Source organism: Thermoprotei archaeon (genome assembly GCA_038881895.1).
Lineage (GTDB): Archaea > Thermoproteota > Thermoprotei > Gearchaeales > WAQG01 > JAVZOV01.
Genome location: JAVZOV010000004.1, coordinates 81,152 through 103,857, shown reverse-complemented (window position 1 = coordinate 103,857; position 22,706 = coordinate 81,152). Strand labels below are relative to the sequence as shown.

At 36.1% G+C, this 22,706-nt stretch carries 22 protein-coding genes; 11 read left to right on the top strand and 11 right to left on the bottom strand.

Going from position 1 to position 22,706, the window contains the following annotated elements:
• The 4 genes from QW128_07990 to QW128_07975 form a co-directional block, all read right to left on the bottom strand.
• Nucleotides 1–948, bottom strand: a complete 948-nt coding sequence (locus QW128_07990) for a trypsin-like peptidase domain-containing protein (GenBank protein MEM3833506.1) — start codon at nucleotides 946–948, stop codon at nucleotides 1–3.
• 195 nt (nucleotides 949–1,143) lie between these two features.
• A complete protein-coding gene (locus QW128_07985; GenBank protein ID MEM3833505.1) occupies nucleotides 1,144–2,358 on the bottom strand; it encodes a hypothetical protein in 1,215 nt (404 codons plus the stop codon).
• 66 nt (nucleotides 2,359–2,424) lie between these two features.
• Entirely contained in the window at nucleotides 2,425–3,099 is a 675-nt protein-coding gene (rpiA, locus tag QW128_07980; GenBank protein MEM3833504.1) for a ribose-5-phosphate isomerase RpiA, read from the bottom strand.
• A gap of 5 nt (nucleotides 3,100–3,104) precedes the next feature.
• On the bottom strand, nucleotides 3,105–3,611 hold the full coding sequence (locus QW128_07975) for a MogA/MoaB family molybdenum cofactor biosynthesis protein (protein ID MEM3833503.1): 507 nt from the start codon (nucleotides 3,609–3,611) through the stop codon (nucleotides 3,105–3,107).
• A 59-nt stretch (nucleotides 3,612–3,670) separates the two neighbouring features.
• Between QW128_07975 and QW128_07970 the strand changes: the two genes are divergently transcribed.
• From QW128_07970 to QW128_07955, 4 genes are read left to right on the top strand one after another with little or no spacing between them, the layout of a single operon-like run.
• A complete protein-coding gene (locus tag QW128_07970; GenBank protein MEM3833502.1) occupies nucleotides 3,671–3,952 on the top strand; it encodes a MoaD/ThiS family protein in 282 nt (93 codons plus the stop codon).
• On the top strand, nucleotides 3,918–4,343 hold the full coding sequence (locus QW128_07965) for a molybdenum cofactor biosynthesis protein MoaE (protein ID MEM3833501.1): 426 nt from the start codon (nucleotides 3,918–3,920) through the stop codon (nucleotides 4,341–4,343). Before QW128_07970 ends, QW128_07965 begins: the two co-directional genes overlap by 35 nt.
• Nucleotides 4,344–4,355: 12 nt before the next feature.
• A complete protein-coding gene (locus tag QW128_07960) occupies nucleotides 4,356–5,633 on the top strand; it encodes a molybdopterin molybdotransferase MoeA (protein MEM3833500.1) in 1,278 nt (425 codons plus the stop codon).
• Nucleotides 5,634–5,636: 3 nt separating this feature from the next.
• On the top strand, nucleotides 5,637–7,613 hold the full coding sequence (locus tag QW128_07955; GenBank protein MEM3833499.1) for a molybdopterin biosynthesis protein: 1,977 nt from the start codon (nucleotides 5,637–5,639) through the stop codon (nucleotides 7,611–7,613).
• Between the two features lie 132 nt (nucleotides 7,614–7,745).
• On the opposite strand, the gene QW128_07950 is transcribed toward QW128_07955, so the two are convergent.
• Together QW128_07950 and QW128_07945 are read right to left on the bottom strand one after the other, a co-directional pair.
• The gene (locus QW128_07950; protein MEM3833498.1) at nucleotides 7,746–8,933 is read right to left on the bottom strand and encodes a transposase; all 1,188 of its coding nucleotides are present in this window, start codon (nucleotides 8,931–8,933) and stop codon (nucleotides 7,746–7,748) included.
• Complete coding sequence (locus tag QW128_07945; protein MEM3833497.1) at nucleotides 8,900–9,085, bottom strand: helix-turn-helix domain-containing protein; 186 nt, start codon at nucleotides 9,083–9,085, stop codon at nucleotides 8,900–8,902. The genes QW128_07950 and QW128_07945 overlap by 34 nt, the downstream gene beginning before the upstream one ends.
• Nucleotides 9,086–9,269: 184 nt before the next feature.
• Between QW128_07945 and QW128_07940 the strand changes: the two genes are divergently transcribed.
• The gene (locus QW128_07940) at nucleotides 9,270–10,247 is read left to right on the top strand and encodes a zinc metalloprotease HtpX (protein ID MEM3833496.1); all 978 of its coding nucleotides are present in this window, start codon (nucleotides 9,270–9,272) and stop codon (nucleotides 10,245–10,247) included.
• 40 nt (nucleotides 10,248–10,287) lie between these two features.
• Here the strand turns inward: QW128_07940 and pgk are convergent, their stop codons facing one another.
• Nucleotides 10,288–11,583: a phosphoglycerate kinase gene (gene pgk, locus QW128_07935; GenBank protein MEM3833495.1), complete on the bottom strand. Its 1,296-nt coding sequence runs from the start codon at nucleotides 11,581–11,583 to the stop codon at nucleotides 10,288–10,290.
• Nucleotides 11,584–11,595: 12 nt separating this feature from the next.
• Complete coding sequence (locus QW128_07930) at nucleotides 11,596–12,633, bottom strand: type II glyceraldehyde-3-phosphate dehydrogenase (protein ID MEM3833494.1); 1,038 nt, start codon at nucleotides 12,631–12,633, stop codon at nucleotides 11,596–11,598.
• A 335-nt stretch (nucleotides 12,634–12,968) separates the two neighbouring features.
• On the opposite strand from QW128_07930, the gene QW128_07925 reads away from it, so the two are divergent.
• Entirely contained in the window at nucleotides 12,969–14,555 is a 1,587-nt protein-coding gene (locus QW128_07925) for a hypothetical protein (protein ID MEM3833493.1), read from the top strand.
• Here QW128_07925 and QW128_07920 read toward each other — a convergent pair.
• On the bottom strand, nucleotides 14,541–15,152 hold the full coding sequence (locus QW128_07920; protein MEM3833492.1) for an adenylate kinase: 612 nt from the start codon (nucleotides 15,150–15,152) through the stop codon (nucleotides 14,541–14,543). The two genes, QW128_07925 and QW128_07920, sit on opposite strands and share 15 nt — an antisense overlap.
• A 299-nt stretch (nucleotides 15,153–15,451) precedes the next feature.
• Between QW128_07920 and QW128_07915 the strand changes: the two genes are divergently transcribed.
• Nucleotides 15,452–16,492, top strand: a complete 1,041-nt coding sequence (locus QW128_07915; GenBank protein MEM3833491.1) for a transposase — start codon at nucleotides 15,452–15,454, stop codon at nucleotides 16,490–16,492.
• Nucleotides 16,493–16,607: 115 nt separating this feature from the next.
• A complete protein-coding gene (hsp20, locus tag QW128_07910; GenBank protein ID MEM3833490.1) occupies nucleotides 16,608–17,132 on the top strand; it encodes an archaeal heat shock protein Hsp20 in 525 nt (174 codons plus the stop codon).
• Nucleotides 17,133–17,137: 5 nt separating this feature from the next.
• Here the strand turns inward: hsp20 and QW128_07905 are convergent, their stop codons facing one another.
• Nucleotides 17,138–18,388, bottom strand: coding sequence for an acyl-CoA dehydrogenase family protein (locus QW128_07905; GenBank protein MEM3833489.1), 1,251 nt, complete (start codon nucleotides 18,386–18,388; stop codon nucleotides 17,138–17,140).
• A 247-nt stretch (nucleotides 18,389–18,635) separates the two neighbouring features.
• On the opposite strand from QW128_07905, the gene QW128_07900 reads away from it, so the two are divergent.
• Entirely contained in the window at nucleotides 18,636–18,938 is a 303-nt protein-coding gene (locus QW128_07900) for a hypothetical protein (GenBank protein MEM3833488.1), read from the top strand.
• Here the strand turns inward: QW128_07900 and QW128_07895 are convergent.
• Entirely contained in the window at nucleotides 18,919–20,442 is a 1,524-nt protein-coding gene (locus QW128_07895; GenBank protein ID MEM3833487.1) for a hypothetical protein, read from the bottom strand. The genes QW128_07900 and QW128_07895 overlap by 20 nt on opposite strands.
• A gap of 145 nt (nucleotides 20,443–20,587) precedes the next feature.
• Between QW128_07895 and QW128_07890 the strand changes: the two genes are divergently transcribed.
• Together QW128_07890 and QW128_07885 are read left to right on the top strand one after the other, a co-directional pair.
• Nucleotides 20,588–21,838: an ArgE/DapE family deacylase gene (locus QW128_07890; protein ID MEM3833486.1), complete on the top strand. Its 1,251-nt coding sequence runs from the start codon at nucleotides 20,588–20,590 to the stop codon at nucleotides 21,836–21,838.
• A gap of 94 nt (nucleotides 21,839–21,932) precedes the next feature.
• Nucleotides 21,933–22,703, top strand: a complete 771-nt coding sequence (locus QW128_07885; protein ID MEM3833485.1) for an RsmD family RNA methyltransferase — start codon at nucleotides 21,933–21,935, stop codon at nucleotides 22,701–22,703.
• Nucleotides 22,704–22,706 lie beyond the last annotated feature (3 nt).

Genomic DNA, 22,706 nt, shown 5'->3' with positions numbered 1-22,706 from the left:
TTATTCAGTGACTTCCAGTTCGACTTTTGTAGTTAAGATTTTATTACCTCTATAGAATTTTATATCCACAATTTCACCAACATGCATTGTTCTTAAGGTATCTTGTAAATCCTCTATACTATTTATTGGTTTATTGTTTACTGATATTATTATATCACCTTCTTCAAGTCCGGCTTTATATGCTGGGCTTCTTGGAATTATATTAACTACTAAGGCTCCTTTTTCTACTGGCAATCCATAGTATTCTGCAATTTGAGGTGTAAGTGAAGTTCCAAGGATTCCAAGCCATGGTCTTAATGCACGACCGTACATTAATATATCATCAACTACTTTTTTAACTAAGTTAATGGGTATTGCAAATCCAATGCCTTGTGCAAATGGTATAATGGCAGTATTAACCCCTATGACCTCTCCATTACTGTTTACAAGAGGCCCACCACTATTTCCAGGATTAATTGCTGCATCTGTTTGTATCAGACCCATGTAAAGTCTCTGTGCTTTTACATGCCTATTTAATGCACTAACGACTCCAACCGTTACTGAAGGTCCCCCAGCCAGACCAAGTGGATTACCTATTGCTATAGCAATTTGTCCAATCTTTAATTTATCAGAGTCACCTATTGGTGCTGTTGGTAAATTTTTAGCGTCCACTTTAATTAAAGCAATGTCTGTAGCGGGATCGTATCCTACTACTCTACCTTTCATTGTTCGACCATCAGGTGTTGTAACATTGGCGATTCTGGAACCTTCGATCACATGAAAATTAGTTACTATAAGTCCATCTGTTGATATTATGAAACCAGAACCTATTCCCTGAACCGGAACTATTTCAAATAATTGTTCAACATACTTTACAGTACTAATATTTACAACACTCGGATAGACTCGTTCAACTGCTTTAACTATTAGATCTTCAAAAAATGGAGCAATTCCCAAATCGTTCACCATTTTTATATCGTCTTTACATATATTTATAACTATTCTTTAAACCTATGAGATGCGCGATGGATTTTTATTATCTAAATTTCCATAATTCTAGGATATTTTCGTTGAACAGTATTGACAAATTGAAAAAAGGACGATTTTTGCAGGGCTCAGGTATTTTTTGTTCTCTGAAAATTTTGAATCTATTCTTATAAGTATTTACGAGATAAAGTAGTTTAAATCTATAATATCTTTAAATCTATATTCTATGCCTGAGAATTCTGTCCTTAATTTTGAGACCTCGATTGCTATTTTTTTAGGATTCTCTCCATTAAATACTCTTTCTATGAATTCAGCTATTCTATCCATTTCACCTTCTTTCATTCCACGTCTTGTTACTTCATTGACTCCTAGTCGAATTCCACTATCAACAATTATGTTTGCTTTTTCTAGCTTTAATGCCAGCTTTTTATTGTGTTGGTATGGTCTTGGTGCAAATAATACTTGATGGGATTCTGTATAAACATCTTTAGGACCTTTTACTGGCATTTTTCTTTCAGCTAAACTCTTAGCTAATGCTTTTGCATTTTTTATTACTTGTTTTGCATAAGTGTCTCCAAATTTTTCGATTTCTAGAAGAGCCATTGTTAGTGCTGCTATTCTATTCCAGTGAGCATTGTCTACTATTGAAGGATGAACTATACTATTTAATGGTTCCGGTTCGTTTGCAAGCATTATTCCGCCTTGAGGACCGAAAAATGTTTTATGGGTAGATCCAAACAGAGCTGTAGCACCTTCTCTTAAAGGATCTTGAAATGTATGCCCAGCTATTAGACCTAAAACATGCGAACCATCATATCCAACTACAGCTCCAATTTTGTTTGCCATTGAGCTGATTTCTCTTACAGGTTGATGGGAAAGTATTAAACTGGAACCAAGTATTATAGCTTTTGGCTTTACTTCACGTATGCGCTCAATACTTTTTTCAATATCTATGGTGTAATTATCTTTGTTGAATTGTAAATATTCAACGCGTATTCCTAATAGTTTTGGAAGCGCATTTTTAGAAATGCCTGGATATCCACCATCTTTAGGATCGATGCACATTATTGTTTCTCCACGTTTTACATATGCCATTATGAATGTGAAATCAGCAATATGACCAGAAATCATGCGAAGATCAGCATATTTTGCTTTGAATACGCGTTTAGCTATTTCAACACCTAGTTCTTCTATTTCATCAATATATTTAGTTCCTCTATAGAATGAATCACGTGACGTATACCGACCAACTATTTTAGAGGAGAGGAAGGCTCGTACTTCAGGACTTACAATGTTCTCTGAAGGTATGAGATTGATTGTTTTTTCTTCTCTCCATTCATCATGTTTTTTAATGAGCTCAATTAGTTTTTTAACGTCCTTAATCATCTCCATATTAATCACACTGTCTTAATTTTTACTTTCTAATATTTTATAAGGTTAGCATTATGAGCGAAAAACCTAAGATTGTTTTTTAGGTTTACCTATGATCAATTCAGTTTTTGCGAACGTGAAAATTCCATTTTCCACAACACCTGGTATGCTGTTGATTTTGAGTTCCAAATATTGTGGCTCTGCTATTAAATTAAAATAGGCATCAATTATGTAATTTCCATTATCTGTTATTATAGGGCCATTTTTGCCTGAACCATACCTTAGTGCTGTTTTTGCGTTCATCTTTTTTAGTTCTAATGAAACTGGTGTTATTGCATACGGTAACACTTCAACAGGGACTGGATGAAATTTTCCTATCTTTTCAACAATCTTGCTTTCTTCAACAATAACTATAAAGCGTTTTGAGAAATATGCTAGGATTTTTTCTCTTGTTAATGCTGCTCCACCTCCTTTAAGAAGAATACCGTTTTCCATTGCTTCATCAGCACTATCAAAACATGCATCAGGTTCTGGATATTCATCCAGTGTAGAAATTGGTAAGTTAAGATTTAATGCTTGAAAGTATGTTTGTGATGATCCTGGTATTACTGTAATTTTTAGTTGTTCATTTTTAACTTTTTTAGAAAGTTCTTCAAGAAATAACGCTACTGTTGAGCCGGATCCAACAGCAATAACCCAGCCATTTTTAATGAGTTGTAACGCTTGGCTTACAGCTTCTAAACGTCCGGGAGGGGTCACCATAAAAGTCACTTCTTTCTCATTTGTGCTACTGCGTGACCTATTTCTGGTAATATTATTTCAAGAGCAGTATTCACGGCATCGGGTGAACCAGGTATTATGAATACTATTGAATTATTTATAATACCGGCATCAGCTCGTGAAAGCCATGCAACTGTTCCTCTTATTTTATAAGTTTCATATCTAAAGATCTCTCCAAATCCTTCTAATCGTTTTGAAAATAATGGTTGTAACGCATCAACAGATAAGTCCTTATTACTAAGTCCAGTCCCACCGATGACTAGTATGACATCATTATCATTACTGATACCTTTTACTGTTTTTCTGATTTCACTCATATTGTTAGGAATTATCTTTAGTTCAGCTACGTTATGACCATTCTTTTTAATTTTTTCTGATGCGATTTTACCACTTATATCTTCGCTTTTTCCAGAACTCACCATATCACTAACCACTAATATTGTGAACGTTACCTTTTCTTTTGCATGCTTTCTATGCTCTTCAATAGAACTCAAGACTCTTTCACCTACATAGCATAAGTTTTTAATAGAGAAATACTTTACCACTATTAGCTATGGTAGTTGTAAGACTCTATGGTTGGATAAGAGAGCGCATAGGAGCAAAAACTATTGAACTTAACACTTCTGATGTTCCACTAGAACAAGTTATAATGATGATCGATGAAAAGGGTGATGTTCTTAAAGAGATGAAGGATGGAACACTTTTTGTTGCTGTCAATCATGAAATCACAAATGATATGAAAAAGGTTATAAAAAGTAATGATATTGTTGCAATATTCCCACAGTTCTCGGGTGGTTATAATGGGTATGGCTGGGCTGACTACAAGCATGATTGATGTAAATAAATACTTGAGGGAGATCGCTGAGGGTTCTAAAAACATAGGAGGTGTTGTATGTTTTATCGGAATGATACGTAGTGTTAATGATAATAAAAGAGTTATCAGGCTAAGTTATGACTATTATCCTGAACTCGCTGATTCGCAATTAAAAAGGTTAAGGGAGGAGGCGATTAAAAATTTTGGATTAATAGATGCAATAATACTCCATAGAGTTGGTGATGTGCCTATCGGTGAGGTTGCACTATTAGTTATAACTGCTGGAGAGCATAGGGATGAAGCATTTAAAGCTACTAGATGGCTTGTTGATAAAATTAAAAATGAGGTTGCCATTTGGAAAAAAGAGGTTTATGAAGACGGATCTAAATGGGTTTATGAGACCACAAGTTAATGAGGGATGCTCATGAGTGAACGTATACATATGATTGGTTTCCATAAATTACTCACAGTCAATGAGGCCTTAGAGAAGATCAAGAATTTCATACGTCCAATAGATTTAGAGTCCATAGAGGTACCAATAGAGAACGCAAATGGAATGATAATGGCTACAGATTTTATTGCACCTTTTAATATACCAAGCTTTAATAGAAGCGCTGTTGATGGTTATGCAGTTATAGCTGAGGACACGTACAGTGCATCTCCCACAAACCCAATAGTACTGAATGTTAAAGGTACTATTAGGGCAGGTGACCAACCTTCACAATTTAAACCAATTATGAGCGGTGAGGCTTACGAGATATATACAGGTGGATTTTTACCTAATGGAGCAAATGCTGTGGTTATGGCTGAATTTACTCATAGGGGTGGTGATTATATTAATGTATATAAGCCTGTGGCACCATGGGAAAACGTTTCACGTATCGGTGAAGATTTTGCGAAAGATGATGTAGTTGTTAAAAAAGGCACAAAACTAAGAGCGTGGCATATTGGAGCTATAGCTTCCTTTAATGTAACTACAGTAAAGGTCTTTAGAAAATTAAAAGTATCTCTGATTTCAACTGGTAATGAAGTACGTAAGGTAGGTTCAGAGATTAAACACGGAGAGATTGTAGAGAGTTCTAAACCTATGTTGAAAGTCTTATTAAATGAGGATGGTTATGAACCAATAGATCTGGGGATCGTGCCGGATGATTTCGAAAAGATATCTGAAGCAATAAAAAATGCATTAAAAATATCTGACTCTGTGATACTTACTGGTGGCACGAGCCTCGGTAAAACTGATTTAGTTCCTGATGTGATAAGTTCGATATGCAAGCCTGGTATTATAGTTCACGGTATTGCAATGCGTCCAGCAAAGCCCACTGGGATAGCTCTATGTGGTAATAAACCGATCTTTATGTTATCAGGCTTTCCTGTGGCAGCGATAATCGCCTACATGGTTTTTGTGAGACCAGTACTTAAGATGCTTCTCAATCAGCCCGAAGAACCTATGCCAAAGATTAGGGCTAGATTATTCAGAAGGATTGCTGCACCAGTTGGGTTTAGATCTTTCATGAGAGTAAAAGTTAGGAAAAGTAAAGAAGGATACATTGCAGAACCATTACGTTTAACAGGTTCGGGCATTCTTTCAACATTAACAAAGGCTAATGGTTTACTGGTAATACCTGAGAACATCGAGGGATATGATGAGGGTGATGAAGTTGAAATAATCTTAACCCAACCTATTTATGAGGAGGAATGAAAGATGGCAATAATATTTCATAAGCTTTTAACTGTTGAAGAAGCGATCCAAGCTGTTGAAAATGCTCTTGGCGGGCTTAAACCCCTTGGAGTAGAAATAATACCATTAGAACGCGCACTAGGACGTGTATTAGCAGAAAATGTTTATGCAACAATTGATTTACCTCCTTTTGATCGTTCAGAGGTCGATGGTTATGCTGTAGATTCTCGTAGTACTTTTGAAGCCGATGAAGATAAGCCTGTTGAGTTAAAAATTGTAGGTACTTCAATTGTTGGAAAAATACCAGGTGTTGAGGTAAATCTTAATGAGGCTGTAGAGATAGATACTGGCGCTCCTTTACCTAGAGGTGCTGATGCTGTAGTTATGGTTGAACATACCAAAAAAATTAATGAAAAAAGAGTTCTTATTTATAAATCTGTTCATCCAGGTGAGAACGTTGCACAAACTGGCTCCGATATTAGGATTGGAGAAAGAGCGTTGAGAAAAGGTACACTACTTAACGCAAGAGAAATAGCAGTATTAGCAGGCTTAGGCATACACATGGTCAGGGTGTATGTGAAACCACGTATCGCTATTATCTCTACTGGCGACGAAATTGTGATGCCGGGTTCCAAATTGGGGCCAGCCAAAGTATACGATGTTAATGGTTTCTCGTTAAGCAGCATGGTTGCTGAAATGGGCGCACAACCAAGTTATCTAGGTGTATTACCGGATGATCCTAAGCTAATTGAGGATGTTATTTCAAGAGCATACGAGAACTATGATGTAGTAATTACTTCGGGTGGTACATCAGCTGGTATTAGAGACACTATATATAGGGTTTTCAATAATTTAGGTAAACCAGGTTTAATAGTTCACGGTCTCAAGATTAAGCCTGGAAAACCAACAATAGCTGCTGTTGTTAATAATAAATTATTATTTGGATTGCCTGGATTTCCTCTATCTTCAATGGTAGCATTTCTAGTCTTTGTTCGACCTATACTTGCTAAGATTATTGGACTTTCACCAAAACAGAGCGAAGCAAAAATCCAAGCAGAAATGGCTTTTAAAGTTCAAACCGGTAAAGGTAAGAGAGAGTATCTGCCAGTAAATATAGTCCAAGTTCAGGATCGTTATAAAGCATACCCATTGCTTGCTAGTTCAGGTTCAGCTACTGTTTTAGCATTTGCAGACGGGTTTATAGAGATACCCGAGTCTCATGAATTTCTAGAGGAAAATGAGAGTGTGGAAGTAAAATTAATCTCACGATATTTTAGGCCAGCCGATCTCATAATCATAGGGAGCCACTGTCCAGGTGTAGATTTAATTACTGAGCTGGGCGACTTTGAATACATAAAAGTTATAAACATTGGGTCTGTAGGTGGCTGGCTTGCAGTAAAAAGAGGAGAGGCTGATATTGCAGGCACACATTTATTTGATGAACAGACGAATGAGTACAATATACCATTCATGGATACATATGGATTAAGGGGTAAAGCTGTGTTAATTAGAGGATATGTACGACTGCAAGGATTTATCGTTGAGAAAGGTAATCCGTTAAATATAAAAAGTTTCGAAGATTTATTAAAACCCAATATAAGATTTATAAATAGGAATAAAGGTTCTGGCACACGCGCATTAATAGATATGAAATTAAGAGAATTAGCATTTACAAAAAATATTAGTTTTCAAGAACTAATAAGCATGATACGCGGGTATTATACTGAGGCAAAAACACATTCTGGTGTTGCGGCTGCTATTGCTCAAGGCCGAGCTGATGTAGGTGTTGCAATCAAGAGTGTTGCTGACGCTTATGATTTAGATTTTATACCTATTGGAGAAGAATTTTATGATTTTCTAATACCAATAGATCGCTTAGAAAAAGATTCAGTAAAGAAATTTGTCAACGTATTAAAATCGCAAGAATTTGCTGATGCCCTTCAAAAACGTTTATCCGGATATAAAATACACAAAGATACCGGTCAAATAATATCCAAATAACACAAAGTATTTTATTAAAAACCGATGGTGTGTTTTTGATTTATTATGGTTTAACTTTTTAATGTAACGATACTGATTCCATATTATCTGACAACGGACAACATTCACTCTTTAAGGGTTCTTCAGCAGTTTTCAAACGGTTAGCTTTATGTAATGGGTTCTGAGTTGAGTAGGAATGCATAGTGAATTGTTGCTTTTATTCCTACTTAACCCTTCCCCCTCAATTATTTCATTGAGGGCTCTCTGGGTGAACCCTTCTCCCCGCATCTGAAGGTTCAACACCGCTACAACATCCCTATCCATCGTTAACCCGCATTCTTCGCACTTCATTATCCTGCCCAGATAGGAAGCCATGCTTCCTGAGCAGGCTGGGCAAGTTTTAGATGAGTTGGCTGGGCTAACGTATTTTGTTGGTAGGTTAAGCCATTTCAGCTTGTATTCGAGCATGAGTTGGAATGTTCTTGCGTTCCACTTTGAGAGCTTTCTGTTATTTTTCCTTGAGCCATTAAGAATTCGCCCCTTTATACCTTTCAGGTTTTCAAGTATCGCTCCGCAGTCCTTCTCCTTGAGCTCCCTCGCAACCTGCGTGGTTAACTTATGCATGAAGTCTTTAGCCCTATTCTCCTCACGCTTAGAGTACTTCTCTAATAGTCTCTTTGAGGTTAGAGGCTTAATCTTAGATAACTTTTGTATCCTCTGTCTTTTAACCTCATAAACTCTGTGAATGTGGTAGAGCTCTCTTAAGTCATAGCGCTTGATCTCGCCACCTATGAACGCCGTCACGTTCGTTAAGTTCACATCGAAGGAAGCCCACTTATCAGCTTTGGGCTCAACCCTCTTCTTAACTGTAATTATCAGCTCACTTTCAGTCATAAGTAGTCCACCGACTTTATCAAAGTCTCTCGGAATCCACGAACACTTTCTTAAGTCAACCTCAAGATACCGCTTACTAGGCTCTACGCTTATCCTCAGTATACCATTTCTAAAGCTGAAGAGCGTGCTCTTAATGTAAACGGTTTTTTTAGTTATCTCAGGCTTACCTTCAGCTTTCCCCTTGTTATATAGTGTTATCCAGCCCTTAACCAATCCGATAACGGAGTTCATTGCTGAATCAACGTAATGCTTTGAAAACCTCCAGTCTTTCAGCAGTTCATCTCTAAGCTCTCTCCTATCCTCAGCTTTCAAGTTAAGGTGAGCCTTCTTGGAAATTTTAACGTGTGAGAATATTGCGTCTAAAGCCTTCCGCTTAGCTTTGAAGTATTCTTCGATTAAATCTTTTGGAGCCTCTATTGGGATCCTGTAGCTTTTAACTGCTTCCATAGCCTCTCAACTTCGCTCCTCGGGTAGCGGAGCTTGCCAGTTGGAAGTTTAACTGCTCTAATAATGCCTTTCCTCTGCCACTTCCAGAGCGTTTTAACTGAGATGTTGAATATCTTTGCAACATCCTTTGGTCTAAGCAGTTCTTCTTCCATCAAAGAGTTAATAGAGTTGAACAAATATTTAAACCTATCTATTCCAAAACTGTTGACCACGGCAGGTAATGGTGATTTGTGAGTGATTCTGAATAATTCTCTTAAAAAGTAGAGAAAAAGATAGACTGTGTGTGAACTAGATTTATAAGAAAGTTTTGTTTTACTATATGCTAGGTGAGTATAAATGATGCCATGGAGACTGTGGATCATTATGACTATCACGTTCTTAGTTATCGTAGGTGTTACAGCACTCTTTCTGATGCCAATTCTAGCGTTAATAGGTGGATTGACACCGTTAGCCTTAGCAATACTAGTAGCACTGTGGGTTTTTATTGAATGGCTCATTGGTCCTTATGTAATAGAATGGAGTTATAAGGTTAAACCTGCTGATGAGTCATATAAGTGGCTTTATGATGTAGTCGAGAGAGTTGCACAGAGAAGTAAGTTAAGGAAGATTCCAAAACTTATGATAGCTGATATACCAGTGCCTAATGCATTCGCTTATGGTAGTTGGCTTACGGGTCCAAGAATAGCAGTGACAAAGGGTATTTTAAAAGTGCTAAAACCTGATGAACTTGAAGCTGTGATAGGTCATGAGGTTGGACATTTAAGGCATCATGATGTGCAAGTTATAACTTTGCTTAGTGTTCTTCCAGCTATAGTGTATGCGATTTCACAAGCCTTGTATTATTCAGGATGGTTTTCATCAATTAGTGGTGGCAGAAGGAATAATGGAAATTCTGGTTTTATTTTAGTGTTGATTGGCATCATAGGATTTATAGTGTACTTTATACTAAACTTACTGTTACTTGCTTTTAGTAGACAACGTGAGACGTACGCAGATTATAACGGTGCAACAGTTGTCGATGGTGGTGCAATGAAGTTAGCAGTAGCTTTAGTTAAAATAAGTAACTCTACGTCAGAAATAAGAGAGAGAAATCCAGATGCGATAAGTTCCTCATCAAAGTTTAGAGCACTGCTTATTTCGGATCCTGAAGCTGCGAAACCAATGACGATTAGTGGAGATGAGGTAATAGTTTATGACTTAGCTAGGAGAGAGTTAACATTTTCTGAAAGGCTTGCAGAATTTCTCAGCACACACCCGCATCCAGTAAGACGAGTGAAAACATTATTACAGTGGTCTAAACAATTAAATAGATAATTATTAATAGTTTTTATAATATTCTTAAAATTAATAAAAATTAAATATTTTTTGCGCCTAATTTTAAAGCTTCTACACCGGGTAGTGGTCTTTCCATTAACATTTCTATCAATGCTCCACCACCAGTGCTGACATGACTAAATTTGCTTGCTAATCCCATCATGTTCAATGCAGCGACTGTGTGCCCTCCTCCCACTACGGAGAAAGCATTTGATTCGACTGCTGCTTTGAATATTCTTTTTGTAGCATAAATAAACGCGGGTTCCTCATAGACTCCGGCTGGACCGCTAATTACTACAGTTCTGCTTTTGAAAATTATTTGTTCAAGAGTTTCAGCGGTTAACATGCCAATATCTTTTATAGGGGAGTTGATTGGAAGTAATCCTATAGGAATATCGGCTCGTATTCCATTACCAGTTTCTACAGCTACATCTGTAGGTAGTATTATGGAGTCTTTGTATTTTTCGAGTACTTTTTTCACATCTTCCATGAGAAGTAATCCTCCTTTACGTTCTAAGAATTTCATATTTATTTCTCCTAGATCAACTCCTTTTGCTGCTAAGAAAAGGTTGGCGATTAGACCTGCCATAGCAACAAAATCGGCTTTCTTAGTAGAGAGGACATGGTCAGTTATGGCTGTTGCATCCTCTAATTTTGCACCACCTAAAATAAAAATTCTAGGTGCTTCACTATAGCGAAGTACCCAAGTAAGTGCTCTCATTTCCCATTCGAGTACTCTACCTCCTACAGCTGGCATCACTACTGGATATCCTGTTAATGATACGTTACTTCTGTGGCATGCTGCAAAAGCATCATTAACATATATGTCCGCTAACATTGATAATGTTTGAACTTGTTTAGTTTTAGCTTGCTCTTCGGGGGGTCTTTTGATCATTTCATCGGGGTCGGTCCTTACGTTCTCAAGCATTACTATTCTATATTCGCCTTTTCTTAATTTTTTCATTGCCTCTATTGCCAGTGGACCATAGAGGTCTGGTACATAGTGTACTCGTGTTTTTAACATTTTTGCTAATAATTTTGCATGTAAATCTGTTGTTGTGAATTCAGGATCACCAGGCCTACCTTGGTGTGTGAGTATAGCAACTCTTGCTCCTCTAACTAATAGTTCTTTTAATGTTGTTTCTGCAAGTACCTTCATGCGAGTAAGATCAATCGGCATGCTAGTCTTAGGATTTAGCGGTAAATTCATGTCGGTACGAAGCAACACTACTTTATCTTCAAAATCAATATCGTCCATTGTCTTAAAACCAATATCTATTTTTAACATTGCGCTTTCTATCTCTTCAGGTACCCTACCACCTAATGCTCCAGCCATTTTAATCAACTCTCAATACAACTTTTTCAGAATATTTAATGCCTTATCTGTCTTTTCCACAGATTTTTTACCATCCTTTTCAATCATAGTTAAGGCTCTAATAGCATCTATATTATCTGGTATAACATTACTCTCATTGGGCGTGGCCCATATCAGATAGATCTCGTTCCCATTTACTTTCACGCTCTCTTCCCATACGGGTATTTCATAAAGATCACCTCTAGGTCGTCCTAGATCTCTACCAAGCTCGAAGATAGAATTTAATGCTACAATGCCATCCGCCCCTCTAACTAAAACAACTCTAGGTTCTTCTTCTAATACTCTAATTACTTCATTCCTTGTAATCTGATTTTGCGCTTCAAGAAATCCCACATGCAAATGAAATAGATTATGACTACCCTTTGCAGCTATAGTAACAATGTCTAAATCATGTACTACAGTCTGTACATCAGGGCCATGGTGTGATGGTATTTTTAATTCAGGAACCACAGTATTCATCACACCTTTTAAATGAGATTCCCATGGATCAGCTGCACGCCTATATATTGCCACCCTAGCCTTTTTTAAACCAATTTTTTCATGTATTCCTCCGACTACTCTGCTAATTGCAGTCGTATTACAACTCACAACCCTAGTAAATTGTTTTCCAACACTTTCAGCATAATTACGCGTAGCAACAAAACTAACCCCAGTAAGTTCATGATCTTCTCCTCCTTCAAACACCGCCTTTACATTATGTTTCTCATAGAGAGGTTTATTCCTCTCACCAACACCATCTGGCGTCGCATCTACAATTACATCAACGGAATTAAGCAAGTCTTCCATGTTACCTGCTGGCGTAATCTTTTTTTCTGAAAAACTCTTTGAATCTACATCATTAGATGTGTAAATATTAATCCCACGCTCAATAGCCAACATTGTCCTCCAATCTGCTCTTCTCACAACGATACCTACGAGTTTCATATCATTTTGACGAAGAACAGCATCAGCAACGCGCTTTCCTATAGTTCCATAACCTACAACACCCACTCTTACAACCAAAATTCTCACCAATTTTTTCACAAGATTTAAAGTATTTATCCTTTTTTGCTTCTATTTATTTTGAGCATATTTTAAATTTATTATAATCTGATTGTCATGCGGTTTTAATATATTTATATTATCATTACGACAATTCACAGGACTACTTACTTTAAACACCTTGCCTTGAAGTGTTGATGCGTTCAATCGTAAAACATAAATACTTGAATGTTAGGTTATAGTATTATTTAAGTTATTTTGAATAAGATGTCAATAAATGAGCGGAATAATGCAGTTTAAATGATTCGTTGGCAGAGTATAGATTTGAATAGCTTAATATATGAGTTAATAAAAAATTTAGATGTATGAAGAAGCAATGTTTATCGATTATTTTCATGTTTATTTTGGTCATTAATACTTATATAGTAATGTTAATGAACGTTAGTGATGTTGTTTGGGCTCAGCAATATTATGGGTCTATAGAATATTATAATTATATTGATGGTGCGAATTTAACTACTTCTATGGTATATATAAACATAACAATTTATAAGAGTGCCCCTAATTCATTGTGGTTAATAGTGCCCAAGAATTGGAATGGGAATATCATATCGTCTAATAATTTACCATTAAATGTTGAAAGGCACGTTTTATATTTAAACAATGAGGAGAATCCATTTTATGTTAATTTGACGATTAATTATCATGGTCCCGTTTCCCTTTCTATAACTTATAAGCATCCTTATACGCTATTGATCGTTGAGCCTAACGCTGCCTATTTTTCACCTTTACTTGGGCATTCATTGTGGTTGAGGAGAACTTATGTTTTGGATATAAGAAACGTAAGTTTTAGGGAGATAAGAAGTGTTTCTCCATCTCCGGCTAAAATAATAATCGATGAGAATGGTTTAAGAGCTATATTTGAGGGTAGTAGTTTTAATCGTGTTAGTTTATTCTTGACCGTGAATAATTATGAAAGTTTTGTCAATATTTCAAAGGGTGATTTAGTAATTAGAACACCTGAGCGTTATTATTCCTTAGCGCGTGATTTATTGGATCAAGTTTATACTCGTTATAATAATATGACAAAGCTTTTTGGTTTTTCTCTCGAGGAAACTGTGATTACATTTTATGTTCCTGAATCGCAGAGTGATTTTAGTGTTGGTGGTTATGTTCCTTACTCTGGGGGTAATGTTGGTGATATTCATGTGAATTTAATTTATTATCGTGGTGTTGATGGTGAGATTTCACTCATAATACTTCATGAATTGGTACATAGATTTCTTTTTAAATTGAATATTAACCCGTATGAACTGCTCTGGGTTCATGAAGGGCTTGCTGAGTTCATTAGCACATCGCTAATAAAGGATTTACCTGCTAGTATTAATAGAATTAGGTTGCTTAATAATTTAGCCAGGAATTTAAGTGGTTATGGATTTATAGAGAATTGGAAACCAAGCGAACAGGTGAGCGATATTCTTGTGTATTATGCTGCTTCCTATGCTATTTTTGAAAAGTTGAGTGAACTGTATGGTGGTTTAGATGGTTATTCTAAATTCTTTAGAGTGTTGTCAGGAAGAAGAGTTTCATCGACTCAAGATATTATTGAAGCTTTAAATGATGCATGGAATACTGATGTGACACCTTTGTTTATAAAATGGGGATTTACTCCCCTACAGCGTAATGATGTGTTAAGCTTAAGAACATTCATAGAAAACGTTGCTCACAATGCTGAATCTTTACCATGGTGGATGCAATCTATTAGATGGATTACTGAGATATTCATTAATATGGCTAGGGATAATTTAGAGAAAGGTAGATTGCTTTTGGCTGGATTTTATGCAAGTGTGGCATTAATAATTTATATGTATGTTGTTTTGTTACCTTACATAGTTTTAGTGTCTATTATTTTATTGATATTGCTATATTTTAAAAAATTAGTATCTAGATGATTTTTCGGTAGATATTATTTCGGCAATTATTCGGGCAGCTTTTTCGGCTTGTTCAAATGGACGAGATTGTCTAAATCGTAAGTTTATTATTTTTACTATGCATTCTGCAGCATTAGCTGCTGCAACTGCAAAGTATTTATTCATTTCTTGTTGTAATTCTATGTCTTCAGGCGTTTCTATATCACGGCCTGCTCTTTTTTGCGATGATGACGTAATATCTTTCATACGTCTTTCAATAACATCATGAGGATCGAATTCTAAAAGCACTATCATGTCAGGTCTCATCAATCTTACTACATCAAATGGTAAACCCGGGTAATACCCGCCTTTCATTTTTATGGTAACATGCGTATCGATTATTACATCCCCTTTGATTTCGCCAATTTTTTTAGCTGCATCTAATTGAAGTTCTCTATACTCATTCACGCTTAAAATTTTTCGCATCATATCGCGATCCATTATCCCACGTCTCTCTTTAGCAATTTCAAGCATCACATCACCATAATTAACTATTTTTACATCGGGAACTAAACTCTTAACAATGTTCATTATTGTTGTTTTTCCACCGCCTGGGACTGCTACAAGAACAATCTTCATAAGTACCACATTTTTATGTTTCTTTTCTTTAATAAAAATTTATTTATACTATTGGACGTCCAAAAAACTTAGAACTTTAGTCCTGGAATGAATGGACGAGATTTTAAATGAGATGTCTTAAAACCTATTAATGGTTCTGGACTAAGTATGGATTCCATATCTATACTTAATCTCTCTCTTCTGCGTTAAACCCTTCGTAAAGGGACGCTCTCTTACGTAATTTTACAGAGACGTAGCAGAAAGCCCATGATTTTAATCATGGGATGAATGCGTTTAAATACTTGTCAGTTAATTTTTCTATGGGCGAGTCGCTCATGAAGGCTAAGAAAACCATTAAGGCAAAGGTTCTTGAACTTCGCAAAGGCAAGGAAGAGCTTCTTAGAAGGGAATACGAGAATTGGCAACGCTATTTGCATGGAGACAAGTCTGTTCCACTTTATTCCGCTACAAAGCAACAGGCTGACAGACTTCTAAAGAGGCTTGGAAATGTTAAGCCTAACAAGGAATACCCGCTAATCCTTAGAAGGGACATGTACAGAGCGGACACCAAGCTGACGCCTTATTGGCTCAAGATTCCAATTTATGGGGTTAGAGGCGGAATAAACGTCCCTATAAAGACCCATGAACCAATAACTGATGACATGATTTGCAGAGAGGCAAAAATCGTAAAGAAAGGTAATGAGTGGTTCGTCCACATAACTGTTGAAAAAGAAGTCGAGGAGAGAAATCCTAAGTCGACTTTAGCTATAGATATGGGGATACGCTGGATAGCCACAACAGTCAACTCAACCAATCCGAGACCGAAGTTCTATGGGAGGGAGCTTAGAAGGGTTAAGGGGCACTACTTCTACCTTAGAAGGTCTTTAGCTTTAAAGAGGGCCTACAGAACCATAAAGAAGATTGGGCGTAAAGAGAGAAGAGTTGTTAGCGACATCCTGCATAAGATTAGCAGAGCCATAGTCAACGAAGCTTTGGCGAACGACTCCATGATAATTCTTGGAAAACTCAAGGGCATAAGACGAAACGGCAGAGGTAGGACTTTCAAAAGAAAGCTCAACAACGGATTCCCATACCATAGGCTAAGCCAATTCATAGAGTATAAGGCGAGATGGCGCGGAATCAAAGTTGTTAAGATAAGCGAGAGAAACACTTCAAAGCTGTGCCATAAATGCGGGCATAGGGGGCTTCGAGTCGGAGGCCTCTTCAAATGCCAAAACTGCGGAATCCAATGCAACGCAGACTATAATGGAGCAACGAACATCCTTAAGCGGGCTATGGGCTACATGCTCATGGCAGGGGCTGCCTTGACACAGCCCGAACTCGGTACGATGAAGGCTTGAGCCTGAGGAACCGAGAATCTCCCGGCTTCAGCCGCGGAGAATGTCAATTTTCAAAGTCTTGTTTTAAGTAAACTTTATTAAGTGCTTTCAAATGTTTTTATATGGGTGGTTATTTATGTCATTCAGAAGGAAGAAGAGAGAGTTTGATATTACTGATCCTTGGGATTTAATGGAGTATTTTGATAGAGTTTTTGAGGAGATGCAGAGAGAGTTTTTCAAAGATTTAGAGCGCATGAGAACTAGACCTTTTGGTGAGCAGCGTTTTGGTCCAATAATATATGGTTATTCTATAACAATTGGTCCTGATGGAAAGCCTACGATTAGAGAATTTGGGACTGTGCCAAAGAAGATTGGTGAAAAACCCATCATCGAAAGAGAACCTTTAGTTGATATTAATGAAACAAACGATGAAATAATAGTTACGGCAGAAACGCCTGGTGTAAAGAAAGAGGAAATCAAGGTCCATGCTACTGAAAAGGAGTTAGAGATTAAAGCTGGTGATAAATTCTACAAAAAGGTAGAGCTTCCATCCGAAGTTAATCCCGATGAAACAAAAGCAACATACAATAATGGTGTCCTAGAAGTTAGAATGAAAAAGCAGAAAAAAGAATTAAAGGGCAGGGAGGTTCAAGTACTCTAAAAGTGTTATCCTTTTTTACCAGCCCATCGTGTTGTGACTGAGTATTCCCTACCTAATAGTTCGCGGCCTACAATAGTTTTCATTATATTCATGGTTCCTTCAGCGCCTATAAGATAGGATAACACACCAGTCAGTCCTATTCCGAGTTCTGACTCTTTAGTATATGCATAAGCTCCGTGCCATAACATCACGTGCGTAAAGATATCATAAGCAACTTGTGGCGCAGTCATTTTAGCCATAGCTACGTGTTTATTAATGTCAGAAACCGAAACACTCTTATCACCTTTATAGAATCTATCAAGGAGCCATGCAGCCTTATAAGTAAAAAGTTTAGCTGCTTCCAGCTTAGCATAATCATCAACTAACTCAAATTGTATTGCCTCAAATTTTGCAATGGGTTGTTCAAAGAGAATTCTCTGTTTAATATAATCCATTCCAATATCAAGAGCTCTCCTTGCGGCACCAATACATGCTGCAGCAACTAATGTTCTAGCAACGTTAAAACCTTCCATTATAATATAAAAACCTCTACCTTCATCACCAACCCTATATTTATCATCTATTTCAACGTCTTTAAGAACAAAACCACCTGTAGAAATTCCTCTTCTGCCAATATCTTCAAAAAACGTTGGAGTTACACCATTAGTTATACCACCATCAGTTTTCTTTAAGAGAAATGAAAAAGATGTGAATGCCTTATAACCAAGTTCATTACCACCAGTTCTAGTCAACAACAACATGCCTCCTCCTTTAGGTAATTCTAAACTTTCTCTTACTCCACTGATATAGACCTTTTCTCCATTTACTATCCATCTATTACCTTTCTTTGTCGCACTAGTTTTTATTCCAGCTACATCAGAGCCGCCTGAAGGTTCGGTAACCGCTATACCAAAAAATGTCTCACCACGTGGAATATTGGGAAGTATTTCTTCTTTAACTTCCTCAGAAGCATATCGCTCAAGTATCATAGGCCACCCAGCATTAAGAAGATAATAGACTGCTGTTGCCACACTTATATCTGCATAAGCAATTTCTTCAGCTGCTATAGCAGCCATTGTTATTGATGCCCCGGCTCCACCGTAGCTGGAAGATATTGTTAGTCCGAGCAAACCTTGACCAGCCAAAGCGTTAATAATCTCTTTGGGTATTCGTCCCTTTTCTTCAATTTCTTTTACTCGAGGTGCAATATATTTTGATGCTAACTCTTTAACCATTTCTCTAAAAACATTCTCATCTTCACTAAAACTGAAGTCCATAATTATCATTTACAAAATAAGATTCAGTATAAATAAACCTGACCCCTAAAGGAACAATAACTTCCTCTAGCTGTAGAGGGTTAGAGTTCTAAGATCTTCTGGATGCCGCTGAACTACCCAAGAATTAGAATCCTTAACGAGCATCAAACCTTTCGGCAATTCATCCCAGAACTAAAGTTCTGAACTCTCTTGTCGGAGTTCTGGTAAAAGTATATTTTTAAGTTGTGTGATTTAGTATTGAGGTCGTATGGAAGAGAGTAAGGGCATCTCTACATGGAAATTGTTGTTAAGTGTGGTGTTAGTTTTGTTGCCTGGATTTCTATCATTTGGGTTTAGGATATTGTATTCTCATGTAAATGCATTTCGTAATCTCATCGACAAAACAGGTTTATCACCTACGAATTGGGCATTCATAATAGGCATCGTAGGGTTTGTATTTGGTGTGTATTACTTAAATATGGCGTTACATAAAAATGAGATAATTCTTAGTGCGCCTTTCAGGAATTTATTAAAGATTTTTTCTAAATCAACTAGTGATAGAGGTGAATGAATTTTTTTATTAAAGATTTTTTAATCTCATTTATTATTGCTCTGATGAGTGTTCTGAATTCTTTTGATATTATATAAAGTGTTATAAAATATGTTAGTGCTCCTGTTCCTATTACCAAGAAAAGTTCTGGTGCAGTCTCATATACTGAGGTAAACTTTATTACTCGTTGCATGTAATATATGGTTATACCCATTAGTAACGATGCTATGAAATATTTAATGGATAATTTATAGTTTAATGTATTTTTGATTCTTCTACTCAACATAGCCCATAAAATGTATAAACTGATTGCTTGAGCTATGATATTAATTAATGATAAGATAATCATGTAATTAATCAAATCTTTTATTAAGAAGAAAAAGAGTGATGCAAGTGTTACTCCGGTTATGTAGAGCACATTCGATAATATGTTTATTGTTGGTATTTTTATTAGTAGGCTTTTTCTTAATTCTTTAAAGGAGTGATTATTAAGGTCTGCTGTTTCCATTCCAAGTAATGCTGATTGCGCCACGTAGCCTATTAAATATATTATCTGAGATATAATGAGAATTTGTGCAATTTCTGTGACCTTCATGTAATCGGGTCTCAATATATAGAGTATTGGCCTAGCAAGTATGAATATTCCTAACGATGATGGTATTATTATCATAAAAAGTAAGTTCAAAACATTTCTAATGTGTATTTCGTGTGTTTCTTGTTCGCTTCCTAAAATTTTGGGATACAATACACCTACTATGGGTGATGCATAGCTTATTAATGATGCTACTGCTGCAGCATTTTTATAATATGCTATGAATTCTGTGGAACCTGTGATGGTAGCTATGATTATTCCATCTAACATTCCTAAGAATCCGCTTATAGAACTATAAAGCGGAATCCACGAATTTTTTATTATCTTCAATGCTACAGACTTATTAAAGGAACTTTTCATTATGTACCTCTTTGTGTAGAGAAATAGTCCAGAATTTTGCACAATAAGTGCTATAAACACTATAGAAAGTGCATTTATTATACTTAATCCGACAAAAAATACTACCATGATGGCTATAATTACTTTACTGATCTCCGAAAACAAAAAAGCTAATGACCCCTTTTCTGGATCGACGCTGAATATGAGACTATTTAGATTATCTCTTAGATAATAGGATATGAGGAGAAAAATTCCGAAGAGGAAATATACAAAGGGAGTATTAGTTTTTATGCTTATAAGAAAGCTGGAGATTAAATAAATTGGTGTTATCATTAATAATAGAACAAATGTTAATATAAAACCTGTTTTCGCTACGTCTATTTTTCTAGCAAAAAATCTTACTATCCAATATGTTATTATAGGAGAAGGAAATGAAAAGAACATGGCTGTAGAAATTACTAATTGCCACGTACCTAAATCCTCTGGTGTCAAACGTCTACTAACTATGATTACAAAAAGAAACCCAGTAAAAGCGCTGATTAACTGGACTGTAAAACCTATTAGGCCTGCGCGTTGTAATCTTATGTTACTCATTATCTGGTCACTCTGAGTTCCTGATTCACTTTGAATTAAGAAACAGGTATATTTATTTCCTAATATTCTTCTGACAGTATGCTGTATATTGTTACTCGTTTTTAATCATTAAACTTATATTAACGATATTTATAAATAAAGCGAGATGACTGGTGTAATTTCAAAAACTTTAAAAATGATTAGTAAGGAACGTGAAAATATTCACGGTCTTGCGGCTAAGCTTATAAAATCTGGTGATGATCCCCGTGGCAGTACATTAAAAGTTATTCAGGTTATAGAGAAGTGGTTAAAGGAACGTGGTCTTGATTATGATGTGAATTTTTCTAAGGATAAGTTTAATAATATTATTATATCGTATGGTGAGAAGCCTGAGAACGGGCTTATTTTTCTCGGGCATCTCGATGTGTTTTCAGTAGGTGATCAGTCTCAATGGAAATATGGACCATTCTCTGCAACAAGATCTGATGATAAGCTTTATGGACGGGGTGCTGCTGACATGAAAGGTGCTGTTTCTGCATTTCTCTATGCTTTGTATGCTTTAATAGAGAATGGATTTAAGCCAAAAAGCGGTATTACCATAGCGTTAACATCGGATAAAGAAGCTGGTGGTACTAATGGTACTGGTTATTTGGTTTCAAATGGGTTATTGAAGGGCAAGTATGCTATAGTTGGTGAACCGACTGGTTCTCAGAAAACTGGTTTCTCAATAGTAGTGGGTGAGAAAGGCTTTATTTGGCTACATTTAGCAGTTAAAGGAAAAGCTGTTCATGGAAGCTTACCTATAGCTGGTCTTAACGCAATAGAAGAGGTTATAACGATCATTTATGATTTGAGAGAACAATTAGGTGAGATTCATGAAGTGAATAGGAGTGTTAATGAGTTATTAAAATCGTCCACTTCATTTCTTGAAAATTACGCTAATGCTTTAGGTATATCACGCGAAGCTCTTATAGAATCAATACTTAATACAACTCTTAACATAGGTTTTATAAAAGGAGGTAGTTCCATAAACATAGTTCCGGATGAATGCATGGTTGGTTTAGATATAAGAATACCAATAGGATTGTCTGTTGATGTTATTTTGAATGTTCTGAAAAAATACAATGCAAAATATCATATAGTTGGGATTGCAGAACCTAGTATGACCAATTCCGATTCACCGATAGTAAAAATAGCATCAGAAGCGTTTAATAAGGTATATAATTATGAACCTAGTCCTTTGGTTACTCATACTTCAAGTGATGCTCACTATTTAAGAAAAGCAGGCATACCTACTATTTTGCTCGGTCCTGGATCTGAAACTGTTCATACTGTTAATGAGTATGTTTATATAGATGACGTAATAAATATGACTAAAGTTTATGCTATACTGATGGAATCAGTAGATAGTATATGAAATGAGGATCTACCTTTTTAAACCCAAATATTATCCATTAATAACCTCTCACACTGCAAAGCATCTGTTAGAATCTAAAAATCGTAAAACTAGAGTGTCGCTAGATATAGGCTTAACGACCACAGAAGTCATCGTAGGTGATGCTCATGTACAATTTCCCAATTCCCAGATTTTAAGCAAGGATGAACTAAAAAGAATAGTAAATAAGACTACTGAAATATACATGATAGCTAATAATAAACTAGTGAAAATTGCATGGTTTGATGATAATATGTATCTAAAGTTAAGGAATGTTTCACCTAATACAGCTCCTACTTTAGAAATAAATGGTATACATATGCATAGGATAAAAGATACAACACCGTGGAGAGATAGTACATCAAAAGTGATGTCAATACTGCCATTAAAAAATAAAACGGTGCTTGATGTGTGCACAGGATTAGGATATACAGCAATACATGCACTTAACTTTGGAGCATCGAAAGTTATAACAATAGAAAAAAATCCTTCAGTACTTAAAATTGCCGAATACAATCCATGGTCATGGAAACTGACCGACAAAAAAATTACCATAATACTAGATGATGCGAAAAACGCTATCAGTTACCTAAAAGATGGATATTTTGATAGAATAATTCATGATCCGCCACGCATGAAGTTAGCGGGAGAACTTTACAGCAAAGAACTATATAAAGAATTTTATAGAGTTCTAAAACCAAGAGGTGTCATTTTTCATTATATAGGAGCTCCTGGTGAAAAGCGAGGAGTCAACTTAATTAAAGGCATATCAGAACGTTTAAAATCAATCGGATTTTCAATCAAAAAATTGTATGAAATACAAGGAGTGTTAGGAATAAAAAAATAAATT